The organism is Streptacidiphilus sp. PAMC 29251, assembly GCF_054208735.2.
The window spans coordinates 10069396-10086156 of the sequence record NZ_CM135725.2 but is presented as its reverse complement, the minus strand read 5'-3'; the positions used below and the strand labels follow the sequence as shown (position 1 = coordinate 10086156).

The 16761-nt window shown below is 65.4% G+C and carries 18 protein-coding genes and 2 pseudogenes; 9 read left to right on the top strand and 11 right to left on the bottom strand.

The window, feature by feature from the left end; all coding sequences use genetic code 11:
* Positions 1–168 precede the first annotated feature (168 nt).
* The 4 genes from ACXKR8_RS48180 to ACXKR8_RS48165 form a co-directional block, all read right to left on the bottom strand.
* Positions 169–468 carry an IS3 family transposase gene (locus ACXKR8_RS48180; protein WP_462100183.1) on the bottom strand — a complete coding sequence of 100 codons (300 nt, stop codon included), beginning with the start codon at positions 466–468 and terminating at the stop codon, positions 169–171.
* Positions 446–1102, bottom strand: coding sequence for an IS3 family transposase (locus ACXKR8_RS48175; protein ID WP_462100182.1), 657 nt, complete (start codon positions 1100–1102; stop codon positions 446–448). Before ACXKR8_RS48175 ends, ACXKR8_RS48180 begins: the two co-directional genes overlap by 23 nt.
* The gene (locus ACXKR8_RS48170; RefSeq protein ID WP_458266877.1) at positions 1078–1368 is read right to left on the bottom strand and encodes a transposase; all 291 of its coding nucleotides are present in this window, start codon (positions 1366–1368) and stop codon (positions 1078–1080) included. The genes ACXKR8_RS48175 and ACXKR8_RS48170 overlap by 25 nt, the downstream gene beginning before the upstream one ends.
* A gap of 1466 nt (positions 1369–2834) precedes the next feature.
* The gene (locus ACXKR8_RS48165) at positions 2835–3155 is read right to left on the bottom strand and encodes a hypothetical protein (RefSeq protein ID WP_458270861.1); all 321 of its coding nucleotides are present in this window, start codon (positions 3153–3155) and stop codon (positions 2835–2837) included.
* A 407-nt stretch (positions 3156–3562) separates the two neighbouring features.
* Between ACXKR8_RS48165 and ACXKR8_RS48160 the strand changes: the two genes are divergently transcribed.
* Positions 3563–4012, top strand: a complete 450-nt coding sequence (locus ACXKR8_RS48160; protein ID WP_458270860.1) for a hypothetical protein — start codon at positions 3563–3565, stop codon at positions 4010–4012.
* Between the two features lie 64 nt (positions 4013–4076).
* Positions 4077–4358 (top strand): hypothetical protein, encoded by a 282-nt coding sequence (locus tag ACXKR8_RS48155; protein ID WP_458270859.1) that lies wholly within the window; start codon positions 4077–4079, stop codon positions 4356–4358.
* Positions 4359–4440: 82 nt separating this feature from the next.
* On the opposite strand, the pseudogene ACXKR8_RS48150 reads toward ACXKR8_RS48155, so the two are convergent.
* Positions 4441–4572 (bottom strand): annotated as a pseudogene (locus tag ACXKR8_RS48150) (glycoside hydrolase family 15 protein); the annotation flags it as partial.
* A gap of 103 nt (positions 4573–4675) precedes the next feature.
* Between ACXKR8_RS48150 and ACXKR8_RS48145 the strand changes: the two are divergent.
* The 4 genes and pseudogenes from ACXKR8_RS48145 (at position 4676) to ACXKR8_RS48130 (ending at position 7081) form a co-directional block, all read left to right on the top strand.
* A complete protein-coding gene (locus ACXKR8_RS48145) occupies positions 4676–4966 on the top strand; it encodes a transposase (RefSeq protein WP_458266877.1) in 291 nt (96 codons plus the stop codon).
* On the top strand, positions 4942–5874 hold the full coding sequence (locus tag ACXKR8_RS48140; RefSeq protein WP_458266876.1) for an IS3 family transposase: 933 nt from the start codon (positions 4942–4944) through the stop codon (positions 5872–5874). Before ACXKR8_RS48145 ends, ACXKR8_RS48140 begins: the two co-directional genes overlap by 25 nt.
* A 31-nt stretch (positions 5875–5905) precedes the next feature.
* Positions 5906–6716: pseudogene (locus tag ACXKR8_RS48135) on the top strand (IS256 family transposase); the annotation flags it as partial.
* Entirely contained in the window at positions 6716–7081 is a 366-nt protein-coding gene (locus ACXKR8_RS48130; RefSeq protein WP_458270858.1) for a hypothetical protein, read from the top strand. The pseudogene ACXKR8_RS48135 and the gene ACXKR8_RS48130, both read left to right, overlap by 1 nt.
* A 69-nt stretch (positions 7082–7150) precedes the next feature.
* On the opposite strand, the gene ACXKR8_RS48125 is transcribed toward ACXKR8_RS48130, so the two are convergent.
* The gene (locus ACXKR8_RS48125) at positions 7151–7690 is read right to left on the bottom strand and encodes a hypothetical protein (RefSeq protein ID WP_458270857.1); all 540 of its coding nucleotides are present in this window, start codon (positions 7688–7690) and stop codon (positions 7151–7153) included.
* A gap of 499 nt (positions 7691–8189) precedes the next feature.
* Here ACXKR8_RS48125 and ACXKR8_RS48120 point away from each other — a divergent pair, with 499 nt between their 5' ends.
* Positions 8190–9590, top strand: a complete 1401-nt coding sequence (locus ACXKR8_RS48120; protein ID WP_458266600.1) for an IS1380 family transposase — start codon at positions 8190–8192, stop codon at positions 9588–9590.
* A gap of 316 nt (positions 9591–9906) precedes the next feature.
* On the opposite strand, the gene ACXKR8_RS48115 is transcribed toward ACXKR8_RS48120, so the two are convergent.
* Together ACXKR8_RS48115 and ACXKR8_RS48110 are read right to left on the bottom strand one after the other, a co-directional pair.
* A protein-coding gene (locus ACXKR8_RS48115; protein WP_458270856.1) for an IS630 family transposase occupies positions 9907–11009 on the bottom strand; the annotation gives its coding sequence in 2 pieces (ribosomal slippage) (positions 9907–10548 and positions 10551–11009; 1101 coding nt in all).
* A 66-nt stretch (positions 11010–11075) separates the two neighbouring features.
* A complete protein-coding gene (locus tag ACXKR8_RS48110) occupies positions 11076–12494 on the bottom strand; it encodes an IS4 family transposase (RefSeq protein ID WP_458267007.1) in 1419 nt (472 codons plus the stop codon).
* 330 nt (positions 12495–12824) lie between these two features.
* Here ACXKR8_RS48110 and ACXKR8_RS48105 point away from each other — a divergent pair, with 330 nt between their 5' ends.
* Both ACXKR8_RS48105 and ACXKR8_RS48100 read left to right on the top strand, forming a co-directional pair.
* A complete protein-coding gene (locus tag ACXKR8_RS48105; RefSeq protein ID WP_458266979.1) occupies positions 12825–13223 on the top strand; it encodes a transposase in 399 nt (132 codons plus the stop codon).
* A complete protein-coding gene (locus ACXKR8_RS48100; RefSeq protein ID WP_458274906.1) occupies positions 13220–14254 on the top strand; it encodes an IS3 family transposase in 1035 nt (344 codons plus the stop codon). Before ACXKR8_RS48105 ends, ACXKR8_RS48100 begins: the two co-directional genes overlap by 4 nt.
* Positions 14255–14267: 13 nt before the next feature.
* Here the strand turns inward: ACXKR8_RS48100 and ACXKR8_RS48095 are convergent, their stop codons facing one another.
* The 3 genes from ACXKR8_RS48095 to ACXKR8_RS48085 all read right to left on the bottom strand — a co-directional run bounded on the left by ACXKR8_RS48095 (position 14268) and on the right by ACXKR8_RS48085 (position 16717).
* On the bottom strand, positions 14268–15404 hold the full coding sequence (locus tag ACXKR8_RS48095) for an RHS repeat-associated core domain-containing protein (protein WP_458270855.1): 1137 nt from the start codon (positions 15402–15404) through the stop codon (positions 14268–14270).
* 114 nt (positions 15405–15518) lie between these two features.
* Positions 15519–16451, bottom strand: a complete 933-nt coding sequence (locus ACXKR8_RS48090; RefSeq protein ID WP_458266876.1) for an IS3 family transposase — start codon at positions 16449–16451, stop codon at positions 15519–15521.
* Positions 16427–16717, bottom strand: a complete 291-nt coding sequence (locus ACXKR8_RS48085) for a transposase (protein ID WP_458270854.1) — start codon at positions 16715–16717, stop codon at positions 16427–16429. The genes ACXKR8_RS48090 and ACXKR8_RS48085 overlap by 25 nt, the downstream gene beginning before the upstream one ends.
* Positions 16718–16761 lie beyond the last annotated feature (44 nt).

The following is a 16761-nucleotide window of genomic DNA, read 5'->3' as shown; positions in this document are numbered from 1 at the left end:
CCCATTCCATACTATCGAATTTACCCACCCATTTCCGGTCAGCGCTGGTGAGGCAGCGAGGTGCGGGGCAGGCCAGGGGCCATTGCAACCGGGGGTGGACTGGGCACAGAGGGGGGCATTGGTGGTGGTGCTGGCGGGTGGAGGCCGACCGATTTCGAAGACAGTCTTTTATGCTGCTAGTGCTGCGCTTAGTGTGGACCCACTCTCGTATTCATAGGGAGATAGGTAGCCGAGCTCACGTTGAATCCTGTGTCGATTGTAGTAAGACTCGGTGTATTCAAATATTGCACTCCCGACCTGCTTTATTGTTGTCCACACGTGCAGGTGGATCAATTCCTTTTTCAGGGTTGCGTTGAACGACTCTGCTGCGGCGTTGTCGAAGCAGATCCCCGTCTTTCCTACCGAAGGCAGGATTCCGCTGTCAAGACATTGGTCGCGAAATTTACTACCGGTGTACCTGACTGCCACGGTCTGTATGCATGACGACTTCACCCTGTGCCGGCTGGCGATTTCGGATCGCCATGTCTAGCGCCTGGATCACCATGTCTTCGCGCATGTGGTCAGCGACCGACCAGCCGATGAGCTTCCGCGAATACCCGTCGATGACTGTCGCCATATAGGCCCAGCCTTCTGCGGTGTGAATGTAAGTGATGTCACCGTACCATATCTGGTCTTTCTTTTCCGGGACGAAATTCCGCTCGACGAGGTCCACCAGGCCGCGCCTGTTCGCCGGATCCTGGACGGTGGTGGCCTTGTAGGGCCGTGGATGGATGCACGCCAGCCCAGCGGCCCTGGCCAGGCGTCGGACGCGCTTGGGTGACACGCGCTCGCCCTGGCGGGCCAGCTGCGCGTGTATCCGGTCGATCCCGTAGCGACCCCTGTTGACTTTGTCGATAGCGATGATGAGTCGGGTAAGTTCGACATCGCGTCGTGCGTGTGCGGACTCCTCACGGCGGATCCACGAGTAGAATCCGGTACGCGATACGTCCAGCATCTTGCACATGAAGTTGATGGGATATATGAAGCGGCGTGGCTTGCCGACCTGCTCGTCGTGGACTTGCAGGATGAAGGCGAACTTTATTGGTTCTGGCTCGCAAACCACGCCGCTGCTTTTTTTAGGAAGTCCCGCTCCATGCGGAGCTTCCGTACTTCGTCTTCGAGTTCCTTCATATGGACGCGCTCGTCGATGGTCAGCGGCTTGTCTTTGATGCTTCCGCTCCTCTTCGCGGCATTTACCCAGTTTCCTAGGGTTCCCTCGTTCAGACCGAGGTCCCGGGCAATCTCAGCCACGGGCCGGCCGGAGCTCACCACTAGCTCTACGGCCTCTGCCTTGTACTCCTGGGTGTACTTCTTCCGCTTTGAAACCATCGTGCACTTCCCACTTGACACTTGAAGTGAACTACTTCCAGTGTCCACGAAAGTGGTCGGGGTTCAGTCGTTCCGCCGGTGCTGGCGGCGGAGGTCAGGGTGTGCGGTTGGTTGGCGCCGTTGCCGTCGTAGTTGTAGCTGGTGGTGGTGTCGGTACCGCCGTTGGTGGAGTGGTCGGTCTGGAGTTGGCGGTTGCCCATGGCGTCGAAGGTCCAGCTGGCCCAGTACGCGGTGCCGCCGCTGAGTTGGTCACCGACGGTGGCGCTGCTGCCGGTGGCGGGGGCGGCGGCGCAGGAGTCGGTTGCTGTCCAAGCCTGGTTGAGACGGTCGAGATTGTCGTACTGGTAGCACTGGGTTTCGGTGGCTGTTGCGGCGCCGAGACGGGTGGAGGTTTGGCGGGTGATGTTGCCTGCGAGGTCGTAGGTGTAGTTCTGCTCGTCGACCGCGGAGGGTGCGGTGGTGGAGCGGGTGATGAGCTGGTCGGTGAGCTTGCTGGTGTGGGGGTCGTAGGTGTTGGTGATGTAGGCCTGGTTGGTGGGGCCCGTGGCGAGGGTTTCCTGCTGCGCTCGGCCGTAGGCGTCGTATGCGGTGGAAGCCGCGTAGGTGTTCAGGCCTCCGATTGCCGCTGGGTAGGTCCAGGGCGCCGGTGTAGCTGCGGGAGACGGTTTCGGCGCCCATGCCTCCGGCTGCCTGGTAGGTGCTCTTCAGCGGTAGTCCGGTGGTGGTGCTGTAGGAGTTCTGAAAGGTGTAGGTGCCGGCCAGGGAACGGGTGAGGGTGTCGGCGGGGATGGTGAGGGTTTGCCCGAGGGATTCACCGAAGACGTTGAAGCCCTTGGCCTGGGTGATGTAAGCCGCCCGGGTGCTGTCGTAGGAGGTGGAGGTGGTCATTTGACCCAGGGCGTCGCTCATGCTGGTGACGGCGTTGTTGCTGTTGTCGTAGGTCTTCGCGGTGATTTGGTTGCTGCTGGACTGGCTGCCGACGGGGGCGTCGTAGGAGCCGGTCGGGCGCCCTAGAGCGTCGTAGGTGTAGCTGATGGTCTTGCCACGGGAGTCGGTGGTCTGGGTGAGGTTACCGACCGCGTCGTGGGTCAGGGTGGTGATGCCGGCGTCGGGGTCCTGCTTGGCCGTGATCTGGCCGAGGAGGTCGATCGTGTTGATCCCGCAACGAGAAGACCACCCCGACAGACACGCCGACCCCATCACGGTCACTCAAGAAGACCCGCACCCAACCGCCACTGAGGTCTCGCTTCCGTGCGGTGGCTTTGTAAGTGAGTCCTCACACACGAAGCCACCGCAGCGGGCGACCGGTGATCCGCAGGCGCCCGCGGTGCCGTCGCTGGACCGGGCGATCCGCCGGGACCTGACCCGCGGTGAGCGGGCCCACCTCAGGAACGGAGAGGCGGCTGGGCACGCGCACGACGTGTTCGGGCACAACGGGGTGATTCAAAGTGTCGGCGGATCCGGGTTCAGGCAGGTATCTGCGCGCCGTCGGGCCCGAGCATCGGTTCGCCGTCAGCCCCCGCAAGCACAGGTCCACCGCCGGCCCCGACAACCGGCTCATCAAATTCATCCAGCGCTATTCCATAGCGGCTTATATCGGCATAAGCGACGCCGATATTCCTGACCGCACCGAACGCATCGATCGCCATGAGTGCCATGCCCTTGCCGTCGTCGAAGGAGATGACCGTCCCCCGGGAGTTGATGCTTCCCAGGAACGGCGACTTGTGCACCACCACACTGTCGCCGACATCGAAGAAACGTGACGGATTCGTGGCCTGCTCGGTCATAGCATCTCCCTGGAGGTCCGTGTACCTGCACATCGACGCGTTGATCATTACATACCAACGCCACCAGGAGCCAAGTCCCTTGACAGATGGTCACTGCGACTCCGGCCAGCGGTCTCCTCGGCGTCGAAGCCACCCGAACCCGCTGGCCACAGACCTGAAACAACAATTTGCGACGTACGGGAGGACCAGCCGAGGGCTTCCCGTCGGCCACATGCGTCGCCATGCTCGAGGGAGCCGGACATCCTGCCGCCGGCCGCCCGCAGCGCCCTCCTGAACGCCCGCGCCTGCCTCGCAAGGCAAGGGGCCGGGCGTGACCGGTCCGGCCGGGCGGGCAGATTTTTTCACACCACGAAGACGATCGAACGGGAATCGGCGATCTTGCCCACAGACCGCCACACGATGTGATCATGGCAGCCGCACCGACTGCCGCGTTCGCCATCGCCCTGCGCGAAAGGACCACCATGGCCTTCACCGTCTCGATCACCGATTACGACCCCGCCAACTACCCCCTCAGCGAATGGGACCAGTCCCACCACCGCGTCTACGCGGACCCGGACGACCCGGACGACGAGGGCACCCCCAAGTACCAGCACCGCCCCACCGACCTCACCAAGCTGACCTTCTACGGCGAACCCGACCTGGACGGCGACATCGACGACGAAGTACGGGTCACCGGCGCCGCCTCCGCCCTGCTCGCCGCAAGGTCGGCCTGCATCCCCGCAGGCGCGTCCTGGACCTTCTACACCGAAGAGGCCTTCCAGGGCGAGGCCTACGGCTACACCAACGACAGCAACACCGCACGCGTCCTGAACTTCGACCCCCAGTGCAGCAGCGTCCTACGCGGCGTCGAGAGCTGACCACCAGCTCGGCGCCGACGCCCCCGAGGAGGACTCCTACTCCATGGCGTAGGTGCGCTGCGAGGTGCCGTCCAAGGCCCTGGTCCGGGGCACCAAGGCCGCGACGTCCATGCACGGCAACGCCTCCGAGCTGGCCGTACTGCGCTTCGCCTGCGCCCTGATGAACGGCACCGGCGGCGACTGGGGCCGCGACCTCGCCCTCCTGGAAGAAGACCAGCGCCGCCTGGTCCTGGGCGCGCTCGCGTGGGCCGGCGGCGGACAGCGCGCCGCCCACCCGTTCATGGCCGAACAGCCCGACCCCGAGCCGCCGACCATCCACGGCCACCTCAGCACCGTCTCGGGCTGACTGCCTCCGAAGGTGTCCGTTGACACTGAATCTCGGGCGATTGCCACTGAACTTCGGCCGACCCTCGTTCACCTGTTCCACGGATGACCTCTCCGAACACGTCAAGCTGCTGCTGGCCGGTGGCGGCATTGCCGATCCGCACCGGCCGCGAACCGGCGTAGCCGGGCAGCCAGTCCAGAACCCGCTCGGGCAGGTCCCGCTCACCTCCCAGGCCGTTCCTCGGTCCTCGGCCGGGCTCTCCCCGGCTACGGTTGAACCCCGACCACTTTCGTGGACACTGGAAGTAGTTCACTCAAGTGTCAAGTGGGAAGTGCACGATGGTTTCAAAGCGGAAGAAGTACACCCAGGAGTACAAGGCAGAGGCCGTAGAGCTAGTGGTGAGCTCCGGCCGGCCCGTGGCTGAGATTGCCCGGGACCTCGGTCTGAACGAGGGAACCCTAGGAAACTGGGTAAATGCCGCGAAGAGGAGCGGAAGCATCAAAGACAAGCCGCTGACCATCGACGAGCGCGTCCATATGAAGGAACTCGAAGACGAAGTACGGAAGCTCCGCATGGAGCGGGACTTCCTAAAAAAAGCAGCGGCGTGGTTTGCGAGCCAGAACCAATAAAGTTCGCCTTCATCCTGCAAGTCCACGACGAGCAGGTCGGCAAGCCACGCCGCTTCATATATCCCATCAACTTCATGTGCAAGATGCTGGACGTATCGCGTACCGGATTCTACTCGTGGATCCGCCGTGAGGAGTCCGCACACGCACGACGCGATGTCGAACTTACCCGACTCATCATCGCTATCGACAAAGTCAACAGGGGTCGCTACGGGATCGACCGGATACACGCGCAGCTGGCCCGCCAGGGCGAGCGCGTGTCACCCAAGCGCGTCCGACGCCTGGCCAGGGCCGCTGGGCTGGCGTGCATCCATCCACGGCCCTACAAGGCCACCACCGTCCAGGATCCGGCGAACAGGCGCGGCCTGGTGGACCTCGTCGAGCGGAATTTCGTCCCGGAAAAGAAAGACCAGATATGGTACGGTGACATCACTTACATTCACACCGCAGAAGGCTGGGCCTATATGGCGACAGTCATCGACGGGTATTCGCGGAAGCTCATCGGCTGGTCGGTCGCTGACCACATGCGCGAAGACATGGTGATCCAGGCGCTAGACATGGCGATCCGAAATCGCCAGCCGGCACAGGGTGAAGTCGTCATGCATACAGACCGTGGCAGTCAGTACACCGGTAGTAAATTTCGCGACCAATGTCTTGACAGCGGAATCCTGCCTTCGGTAGGAAAGACGGGGATCTGCTTCGACAACGCCGCAGCAGAGTCGTTCAACGCAACCCTGAAAAAGGAATTGATCCACCTGCACGTGTGGACAACAATAAAGCAGGTCGGGAGTGCAATATTTGAATACACCGAGTCTTACTACAATCGACACAGGATTCAACGTGAGCTCGGCTACCTATCTCCCTATGAATACGAGAGTGGGTCCACACTAAGCGCAGCACTAGCAGCATAAAAGACTGTCTTCGAAATCGGTCGGCCTCCAGGTCACCCGGCTGACGGCCCAGTGGCAGGACGACCACGCAGCGTTCCAGGACCGCGACCTGTCCGGCACGGACGACGTCTACGTCTGGGTCGACGGCATCCACCTGCGCATACGCCTGGACCAGGCCAAGGCCGCCGTCCTGGTCGTCCTGGGGTCCGCGCGGACGGCACCAAGGAGCTGGTGGCCATGGCCGACGGCTACTGCGAATCGTCCGAGGCGTGGGCCGGCCTGCTGCGCGACTGCGCACGCCGGGGGATGCGCGCCCGGTCCTGGCCGTCGGCGACGGCGCGCTCGGGTTCTGGAAGGCCCTGCGCGAGGTCTTCCCTGACACCCGCGAACAGAGATGCTGGGTTCACAAAACCGCCAACATCCTCGACTCCATGCCGAAGTCCGCGCAGCCGGCGGCGAAGAAGGCCCTGCAGGATGTCTGCAACGCCGAGGACCGCGAACACGCCGAGCAGGCCATCGAGGTGTTCACCAAGCTCTACCAGGCGAAATTCCCCAAAGCCGTCTCCAAGGTCACCGGCGACCAGGACGAGTTGCTGGCGTTCTACGACTACCCGGCCGAGCACTGGATCCACCTGCGCACGGCCAACCCGATCGAATCGACCTTCGCCACCGTGCGGCTCCGGACCAAAGTCACCAGGGGCGCGGGCTCGCGCGCCGCCGGACCCGCCATGGTGTTCAAGCTGGTCGAGTCCGCCCAGGCCCGCTGGCGAGCCGTCAACGGCGCCCACCTCGGACCCCTGGTCCGCGCGGGAGCCAGCTTCGAACGCGGCCTGCTCATCGAGCGCGAGGTACAGGCCGCCTGATGACCATGCCCGACCCGCTCACCGACGAGGAACTGGACCAGCTCGAAGAACTCGCGTCGGCGGCGACCCCCGGTCCCTGGTACATGCGGCTCCTGGACGACCAGGACGCGATGGGCCTGGTCACCGTCAGTACTGTGCCCGACACCGGACTCGGCGAGAGGTGGCCCCACTTCGACCACCACGAGATCGTGGCGGCAACCCTCGTCCAGCAGCCCCGCTACGTCGCCCCGGCCGACGGGCGCTGGGACGAGAACGCCCGGTTCATCGCCGCCGCCCGCCAAGCCGTCCCCCTCCTCGTCGACGAAATCAGACGCCTGCGTGCGCAACTCGACGCGCCCCACCCGAGGACGACCGAAGAGCCATAGGCCCGCACGATCCGCAGGCGTTGACAATTGCTCGACGCCCGCCGCCGGTTCAGGGGTTGGGAGAAGTGGTCATCGGTGGCGACGCCGACTGATGCGGAAGGCGAGCATGCTGGCCACGGTGAGGGCCAGGCTCGTGCCGGTAACGAGATTGTCCGCGCCGGGAGCCGCCCCGGTCAGGTGCCAGATCCCGGCTCCGATGAGGGTCAGGGCTCCACCGAAGAACGCGAACGCGATGCCGAGGCGGAACCGGGTGAGCGGGTCGATGCGGGTCCTAGCCGGTATGGCTGCTGTCTCCGGTGTCCGCCAGAGTGCAATGTAGTCGTTCGCGCCGGCGGTGACGGCGGTAATTGCGGACGGCTGATTGCCCGGGGCACAGACGAAGTAGGTCAGGGTGTCGGCATCGATGTCGGCGGTCATCAAGGGACTGGAGCACCAGGCGATCGTCAATCGCAGCTCGTGAGTGCCTGCGGGGACCTTGAGGTGCAGCGTCTGCCCTCGACGGATCTTGCCCGCCGGGACTTCGTCGATCAGCACGGTGTAGCTGCGGAGGAAGTCCTGGTAACCGTCCTGGACCCTTGTCAGCTCGATGGTTCCCTGGCCCGCTGCCACGGGTGGGATCCCTTTGCCGTCTGGTGCGGGCACGGGGTCATTCTCGTTGTCTATCTGCACGTCGGCCCTCGGGTTTCTCAACAGCTCTGGCGCGAGAGCCTACGCGGGCGCTGACGGGGGAGGAACGCGGGGTGGCCCGGGCAGGCCGCAGCGGGTCCGAGGCGCCCTACGCCAACGCCCGGTCCACAGGAATTGACAATTCCTCCCCCGGTCCGCCGGAAGAACCGACGGGCCGTCACGAAAAGTCGTGGCTGAGATGCCCAAGCTCGCAGCGGCTACTTTTTAGACTGCCTGGATGCCGTGTAGGCATACCAGCCAGAAAGAAGAAGTCCGGCGACCACTACGCCGATAATGACGGGACCCGCGGTGGAGTCTGACCCCGAATCCACCGATGAATGACCTGTCCGAGGCCTGGACATAACGACGCGGATGCCCTCTGACCTGGGACGATGGGACTTCCTACAGAACCAAGTCGCCAGAACGAGAGAACATCCGCGAGATGCAATCCTGCCATGCCGCCACAGCGGTTTCCGCCGTCTTCGACGAGCCGAACCTGATCGCCGATGCCGGGCTGCTGTCGCTGGTCCGGCTGGCCGAGCGGGCCGGCCTGCGGCAACTGGCCGCGTCCGCGCTCCGCATCGAGGGCGCCGACAACAGCGGCGGAGCCAACCCGGCCGCCAAAGTGATGTCGCTGATCAGCGCGATGTGCGCGGGCGCGGACAGCATCGACGACGCGGCGCGGCTGCGGCACGGCGCGATGGACCGCGCCTTCACCTCGGTCCGCGCGCCCTCCACCCTGGGCACCTTCCTGCGCTCCTTCACCCACGGCCACAACCGCCAGCTCCACCGCGTTCACCGCGACTTCCTGGCCCGACTGGCCCGCAGCACCCCACTGCTGCCCGGCGCCGACACACTGATGTTCATCGACATCGACCCCACCCACCGCCGCGTGTACGGCCACGCCAAGCAGGGCGCGCAGGTCGGCCGCCTCAAGGGCCAGCGCACCCTGCACCCGATCCTGGCCACCCTGTCCACCCCGATCGCCCGGCCCGTGATCGGCGCGGTCCGCCTGCGCCGCGGCAAGGCCGCCGACGTCCGCGGAGCCGAGAGCTTCGTGAGCGAGGCCCTGGCCATAGCGAAGGAGACCGGCGGCACCGGGATCCGCCTGGTCCGCGCGGACAGCAAGTTCTACACCGCCGACGTGGTCGCCGCCTGCCGCCGGGCCGGCGCCCGATTCTCCCTGACCACCGGCATGAACCCCTCCATCGCGGGCGCGATCTCCCGCATCCCGCAGGAGTCCTGGACGGCGATCCGCTACCCGGACGCCTTCGTCGACCCCGACACCGGCGAGATGGTCTCCGACGCCGAGGTCGCCGAGATCCCCTACACCGCCTTCACCGGCCGAAGGAAGTCCGAGCACGTCACCGCCCGGCTGATCGTGCGCCGGGTCCGCCGATTGAACGCCGAAGTGGCCCAGGGTCAGGGCGAGTTGTTCACCGCCTGGCGTTACCACCCCGTCTTCACCGACAGCTCCTTCGCGGTGCTGCAGGCGGAACTGCACCACCGGCAGCACGCCGTGGTGGAGCAGGTGATCGCGGACGGGAAGTCCGGGCCTCTGGCCCACCTGCCGTCCGGGAACTTCCAGGCCAACGCCGCGTGGCTGACCCTGTGGGCGATGTCGCACAACCTGCTGCGGGCCGCCGGTGCGCTGACCTCGGTCTTCCACGCCAAGGCCACCACAGCGACCCTGCGCGCCCACCTGGTCCACGTCCCGGCCCGGCTCGCGCGCACCGCGCGCACCAAATTGACGGTGCATCTGCCCGAGCACTGGCCCTGGCGCGACGCCTTCACCGCCCTGTTCGAGGCCGTCCACTCCCCACCGCCGCGCCCGGCGGCCTGACCGCCACAAGATCCCGCACCGCGACGGCCCGACGGCCACCGGCGACAGCGCCACCAACCGCTCCCGACCCCGCACAACCCCTCGGACAGGCCGCGACCCGCGCACGGCGGCTACCGCACACCCTCAACCTGTTGCCCCCAGCGGCCGACCGTCCACGGGCAGGAGAGCAACCCCGAAATGATCAGCCGGTGGATTCGGGCTGACCATGAGTGCCCGAGAGCGAAGTGTCCGATGGCGACAAGGACCAGGTAGGCGGGCAGCACCAGCAGTACCAGGCGGTTGACGAAGTTTCGCCCGAAGCCTGTGGAGCCGCTACTCAGATTGAACTCGTGGGGGCGGGTTGTGTGATCAGCCCGGGTCTGATGGTCAGTCCGGCTCCGGCGAGGCAGCCGTCGATGAGGTCCGGTCGGTACTGAATCTTCTTGAGCTTGCGCTTCATGACGCGAACGAGACCGGTGAGGTCGACGGCGACGAAGTTGACCATCGCCCGACGCATCAGCGACCAGATCCACTCCTGCGGGTTCAACTCAGGTGCATAGCTTGGCAGCTGGAAGATCCGCAACCACTCCTTGTTCTCCTCGGCGAAGTCGTAGAGCTCCTGCACCAGGTGCAAGGACAGGTTGTCCCATACCCATACGACCGGGGTGCCCAGCTGAACGTGCGTCAGGACGATCAGGTCGCGGTAGTCCTGCCAGGTGAAGGTCTTCGGCTCGCCCCGGCGGCCGTGGTAGATCAGCAGCCGGTAGAAGAAGCGGGAGCGGTGACCTGGGCGGAAGCAGACCACGCCGGCCACGTTCGCCCTGCCCTGTCCCCGTCCGCGCACCGTCACCACCGGCCGCTGGCCGCGCGGCGCCCAGGTTCGGCCTTTCGGCGGACTCAGGCCCTGTCCTGCCTCGTCCTCGAAGCAGATATGGGCGCCCAGGTCCGCCGCGGTGGTTTTACCAGCGGCCACACCTGATCCTTCCAGACCTCCACGGCCGCCTCGTCGCGCTCCACCGCCCGGCGCACCGGGACCTGCGAGGTCCAGCCGTGCCGGCGCAGCAGCTTCCACACGCCCTGCACCGTGTACCCCAGGTGGAACATCCGGGCGATCAGCAGCCTGACGCGGCCCAGCGTCCACCGCTGGTCATCGCCGTAGCCGTGGGCCAGCGGACCGCGTTTGAGCTCCATCTCCAACTGGGCCCACTGCTCGGGCGTCAACCGCTCACGCGACACCGGGCCCTTCGAGCGCAGGGCATCCGCACCCCCCTCACGCCACGCCTTGCGCCACTTCTCCACCCGACGAACCGAGACCCGGAACTCCGCCGCGACATCAGCGGTCTTCTCCCCGCGCTCGAAACACTCGGCTGCCTCCAACCGCACCCGTTCCCGCGCCACCTGCTCCTTCGGGGTGTAGCCCCCGCCATCCGCATACCGCATGAAAGCGTCGTCAACACCAGTGCGTTAGGGCGTTGACCTGCGGTGCAACCGTGGCCTGCGTGGCTGTCAGCGTCGTGGGCGGGCAGTGAGTCCGTTCTCCAGCATTCCGATCTTGGCGCTGAAGGTGTAGGTGGGTGCGCTCTGGGGGTGCTTGCCCGCGTTCGGGGCGTATTTGCTGGTGGTGTTCTTCTTGCTGCGGGCCTTGACGCGCTGTCGGCGGTGCGCGGGCCACAGGTCGGCGAGGATCGCTGCGCCGATCCTTCCCACCAGGTCGGCCTTGTCCTGGATCGTGGTGCCGGCGGCGGTCAGGACGGTGTCTGCGGCGGCCTGCAGCAGCACGGTGAAGCTGAGGCGGTCCATATCCAGGGCGGGCTGGTCGGTGATCGCGTCGGCAGCGGCGCGAATCAGCACCTGGTAGGCGGTCAGCAGTGCCCAGACCTCCTGGTCGAGGCCGTCGATGCTGCGCGAGCGTAGGACGCGGCCGTCCAGGATGCTGGCCTTGATCGAAAAATAGGCGGTCTCCGCCTGCCATCGCTCGTGGTAGAGGTGCAGGAGTTCGCTTGCGGGGTGGGTGGTGTGGTCGAGGAGGCTGGTGAGCAGGCGCCACTGCTCGGTGCGTACGGTGCCGTCGGACAGAGTCACGGTGACCTCGGCCTCGATCACGCGCACCGGCAGGGGCGAGTAGCCCAGGCCGGCCCGGTAGGGGGCGCGCAGGCGGGCCAGGTAGGAGCCGTCTGCGAGGTGTTGAAGGGCGGTGGGGCAGCGGCTGGCGCCCGAGCGCACCAGGAAGTGGGCGCCGGTCGCGGCGGTGTCGGCCAGGAAGTGCACGGCGTCGAAGCCCGCGTCGGCCAGCAGCAGCATCGACGCGTCTAGCACGTGCAACAGGCGTGTGGCGTAGGGTAGTTCACCGGTTGCCTCGGGGCCGAAGGCCGCGCCCAGCAGAGCCCGGGTGCCGCACTCGACGATCACCAGCAGGCGTAGCAGCGGGTAGCCGAACTCCCTCTTCTCGCCGACCCGTTTGGGATAGAGCCAGGTGACCTGCGCGTCTTCGGGCACGTGCAGACTGGTGCCGTCGACGGCCACTGTGCGCAGCCCCCGGTAGAAGGAGCCGGGGCGGTGGCGCTCGCCGACAGGACCCGCCAGCGTCTCGAACAGCACCTTGAGGGGGCGGGCACCCAGGCGGCGCCTCGCCCGGGCGAGCGAGGAGACGGCTGGCCGGACGATCACGGCCGCGGGCAGGTGCGCGGTCAGCTTTCCCCACACCGCCCGGTACGAGGCGTGCTCGAACAGCGCGAGAGCCAGGACGAAGTACACCATCACGCGGGCGGGCAGCAGCCGCAGCCGCTTCTCCCGCGCCCCGGTCTCCTCCAGCACGGCGTCCACCAGGGCAAAATCCACGATCTGGGTCAACTCGCCCAAGTGGCCCGGCGCGTAGACCCCCGGGATCACCTGCATGGCGGGCGTGGTGGCAGACTGATCGCGCAACGGGACTCCCGATGATCATCCGAGCTTGGCAGCAAGATGATCTATCAGGAGTCCCGTTCGACGTTCACGCCGGGGTTGCGCCGCAGGTCACAGGCTTAACGCACTGGTGTTGAAAGCGTCGTACCGCAGGGATCAAGAACCGTCACCAGTCCGCGCCCCCACGAGTTCAACCGGAGTAGTAGCCATTTTCGGACGCGACCTCTCCTGCGACGTAGCCTGCGCCGGAGGCCAGAAAGAAGCATCCACCCTCGGCTCCCTCTCTGACAGTCTCGACTGAGACGTCCGGTTCGTCCGGGTTAGTCTGGATGGGCGAGACAGGAGATTCCCGGCATGGCTTCCAATACCACCACCTCACGCACAGCCCCCGAGCCCGACCCGGCCCCGCGGCCGAAGCGGCGCACGTTCACGGCGGAATACAAGCTGCGGATCGTCGCTGAGTACGATGCCGCCCCCAGCGGGGAGAAGGGCGCGGTCCTGCGCCGCGAGCGGTTGTACCACTCGCACATCATCGAGTGGCGGGCCGCGCGAGACGCCGGAGCGATGGCCACGCTCGCCGACCGGCGGACCTCGCCCGCACGCCCCAAGAGGCCCGCCGAAGCAGCCGAGGCCGAGCGGCTGCGCAAGAGGCTGGCCGTCGTGGAACGGGAGCTGGCGCAGAAGGACGCCGCCCTGGAGCTGCTGGGAAAAGCTTCCGCACTCTTGGAACTGCTCTCCAAGAGTGCGGGCTGAAAGCCGAGGCCGAGCAGGTCGCCGACGAGCTCTTCCAGTCGCTGGAGCGGGAGTTGAACACCACTGCGGCCTGCCGGCTGACCGGTCGCTCACGGGCCACGCACTACCGTCGGCTCAACCCGCCCCCGCCGCGCGAGCGCGCTCCGCGCCCCTCGCCGCCCTCAGCTCTGGCTCCGGCGGAGCGCGCGCGGATCCTGGCACTGATGAACAGCCCGGCCTATGCCGAACTGGCACCTGCCCAGATCTGGGCGCGCGAACTGGACGAGGGCCGCTACTACTGCTCAGTGCGCACGATGTACCGGATCCTGGAGGCCCAGGGCCAGACCGGCGAGCGCCGCCGCCAGGCCACCCACGCCGCCAAGTCCATCCCCGAACTCGTGGCCACCGCCCCCTCGCAGGTCTTCAGTTGGGACATCACCAAACTGGCCGGACCAGACAAGGGCATCTGGTACCACGCCTACGTCATCATCGACATCTTCAGCCGCTACGTCGTCGGCTACACCGTGGAGATGGCCGAATCGGCCGAGCGCGCCGAGGAGTTGATCAGCGAGACCGTCGAACGCAACGGCATCGCCCCCGAGCACCTGCACGCGGACCGCGGCACCTCGATGACCAGCAAGAAAGTCTCGCAGTTGCTCATCGATCTGGGCGTGACGCGCTCGCACTCGCGCCCCAAGGTCTCGAATGACAACCCGTACAGCGAAAGCCAGTTCAAAACCACGAAGTACATGGCCGACTACCCGGCGCGGTTCGACTCCCTGAACCACGCACGCGAGTGGTTCGACTCATTCATTGCCTATTACAACCATGAGCATCGCCATTCGGGCATCGGGCTGCACACGCCTGCGTCCGTGCACTTCGGCACCGCCGGCCAAGTCCAGGACCAGCGCGCCGTCACGCTCAACGAGGCATACGCCCGCCACCCCGAACGCTTCGCCCGCCGCCCCCGCCCGCCCAAGATCCCCGATCAGGCGTGGATCAACGACCCCGCCAAACGCAGAGAACCCGAATCAGCACAACAGAGCGCATAACCGTACGAACGTCTCATTTGACTTGACACGTTCCGGCTGCGCCACCGGTAGTCATCACCGCGACGGCACTGCAGGTCACACCCACGATGATCTCTGTGGCCACAACGGTGAAGAGGGATCCCCATCCCCATTCCCCGGTGGGGTCGATGTTGTTGACGGGGTCGGCGCCGACGTAGGTGTAGGGGTTGGGGCCTTGGCCCTTGGGGTCGGGTTGGGTGAAGCGTCCGATGGTGGGGTCGTAGGTGCGGTCGCCCATGGTGTAGAGGCCGGTGGGGTTGAGGTAGGCGCTGGTGTAGCCGTAGGGCTGGGGGACGGTGACGGTAGGCGTTCCCCGGGTTGTTCCGGCCGGCCCGTAGGCGTAGGTGTCCACGGTGTGGCCGGTGGCGTCGACGACGTCCAGGACGGAGCCCTGGATGTCCGTCAGGTAGTAGTAGGCCTTGCCGCCGGTGGTCATACCAGTGAGCGTGCCCGCAGGGTCGCGGATCAGTCCGGTGGTGGTGGATCCGGTGATGGTGGTCGACAGGCCTTCGGGGCCCTGGTCGAAGCCGGTGGTGCCGGCGGTGAGGCGGTCGGAGGAGTCGGTGCCCGCGTAAGTCTGGGCGGTGGTCGTCCCGCTGGCGGTCAGGGAGGTGGGCTGATTGAAGGCGCTGTAGGCCTCGCCGCTGCGGGGGAGGGTGTCGGCAGCGGCGGTTTCGTTGCCGTCTGCGTCGCAGGACCAGCCCGTGGTGGTGCCGTTGGTTCCGGAGGTCTCGTCGGCTGCGTTCACCGTGTACGTGGTCAGACCTCTCGCACTGCAGGAGGACGCGGTGGTGGAGGACGCGATTAGGTTGCCGGCCTGGTCGTAGCAGTAGAGCCAGCTGGCGTTGCGGGTACCGGTACTGGTGTTCTCCTGGGCGTAGTCCAAGCGGTTCTGGGTGTCGTAGGTGTAGGCGGTGACCGCGCCAGTGGTGGCGTCGGTGCGGGAGTGGATCTGGCCGGTGTCGGTGCCGCTCTTGCTGTAGGAGTAGGTGAAGTTGACGGGGGTGCTGGTCGGGGTGGTGGCCTTGGTGGCGGTGGGGCGGTCTGCGGCGTCGTAGCTGGTGGTCTGGGTGGTGCCTCCGGGATAGCTGGTCGAGGTGCGGTCGCCGTCGTTGTCGTAGGCGTAGCTCACCGTGGCGGCGGCGGTACCGCCGCTGGTGGCGGCCTTGGTGACGCGGTCGTGCCTGTCATAGGTGTAGGTGGTGGTGATGCTCCGTGGAGGCCGACCGATTTCGAAGACAGTCTTTTATGCTGCTAGTGCTGCGCTTAGTGTGGACCCACTCTCGTATTCATAGGGAGATAGGTAGCCGAGCTCACGTTGAATCCTGTGTCGATTGTAGTAAGACTCGGTGTATTCAAATATTGCACTCCCGACCTGCTTTATTGTTGTCCACACGTGCAGGTGGATCAATTCCTTTTTCAGGGTTGCGTTGAACGACTCTGCTGCGGCGTTGTCGAAGCAGATCCCCGTCTTTCCTACCGAAGGCAGGATTCCGCTGTCAAGACATTGGTCGCGAAATTTACTACCGGTGTACTGACTGCCACGGTCTGTATGCATGACGACTTCACCCTGTGCCGGCTGGCGATTTCGGATCGCCATGTCTAGCGCCTGGATCACCATGTCTTCGCGCATGTGGTCAGCGACCGACCAGCCGATGAGCTTCCGCGAATACCCGTCGATGACTGTCGCCATATAGGCCCAGCCTTCTGCGGTGTGAATGTAAGTGATGTCACCGTACCATATCTGGTCTTTCTTTTCCGGGACGAAATTCCGCTCGACGAGGTCCACCAGGCCGCGCCTGTTCGCCGGATCCTGGACGGTGGTGGCCTTGTAGGGCCGTGGATGGATGCACGCCAGCCCAGCGGCCCTGGCCAGGCGTCGGACGCGCTTGGGTGACACGCGCTCGCCCTGGCGGGCCAGCTGCGCGTGTATCCGGTCGATCCCGTAGCGACCCCTGTTGACTTTGTCGATAGCGATGATGAGTCGGGTAAGTTCGACATCGCGTCGTGCGTGTGCGGACTCCTCACGGCGGATCCACGAGTAGAATCCGGTACGCGATACGTCCAGCATCTTGCACATGAAGTTGATGGGATATATGAAGCGGCGTGGCTTGCCGACCTGCTCGTCGTGGACTTGCAGGATGAAGGCGAACTTTATTGGTTCTGGCTCGCAAACCACGCCGCTGCTTTTTTTAGGAAGTCCCGCTCCATGCGGAGCTTCCGTACTTCGTCTTCGAGTTCCTTCATATGGACGCGCTCGTCGATGGTCAGCGGCTTGTCTTTGATGCTTCCGCTCCTCTTCGCGGCATTTACCCAGTTTCCTAGGGTTCCCTCGTCCAGACCGAGGTCCCGGGCAATCTCAGCCACGGGCCGGCCGGAGCTCACCACTAGCTCTACGGCCTCTGCCTTGTACTCCTGGGTGTACTTCTTCCGCTTTGAAACCATCGTGCACTTCCCACTTGACACTTGAGTGAACTACTTCCAGTGTC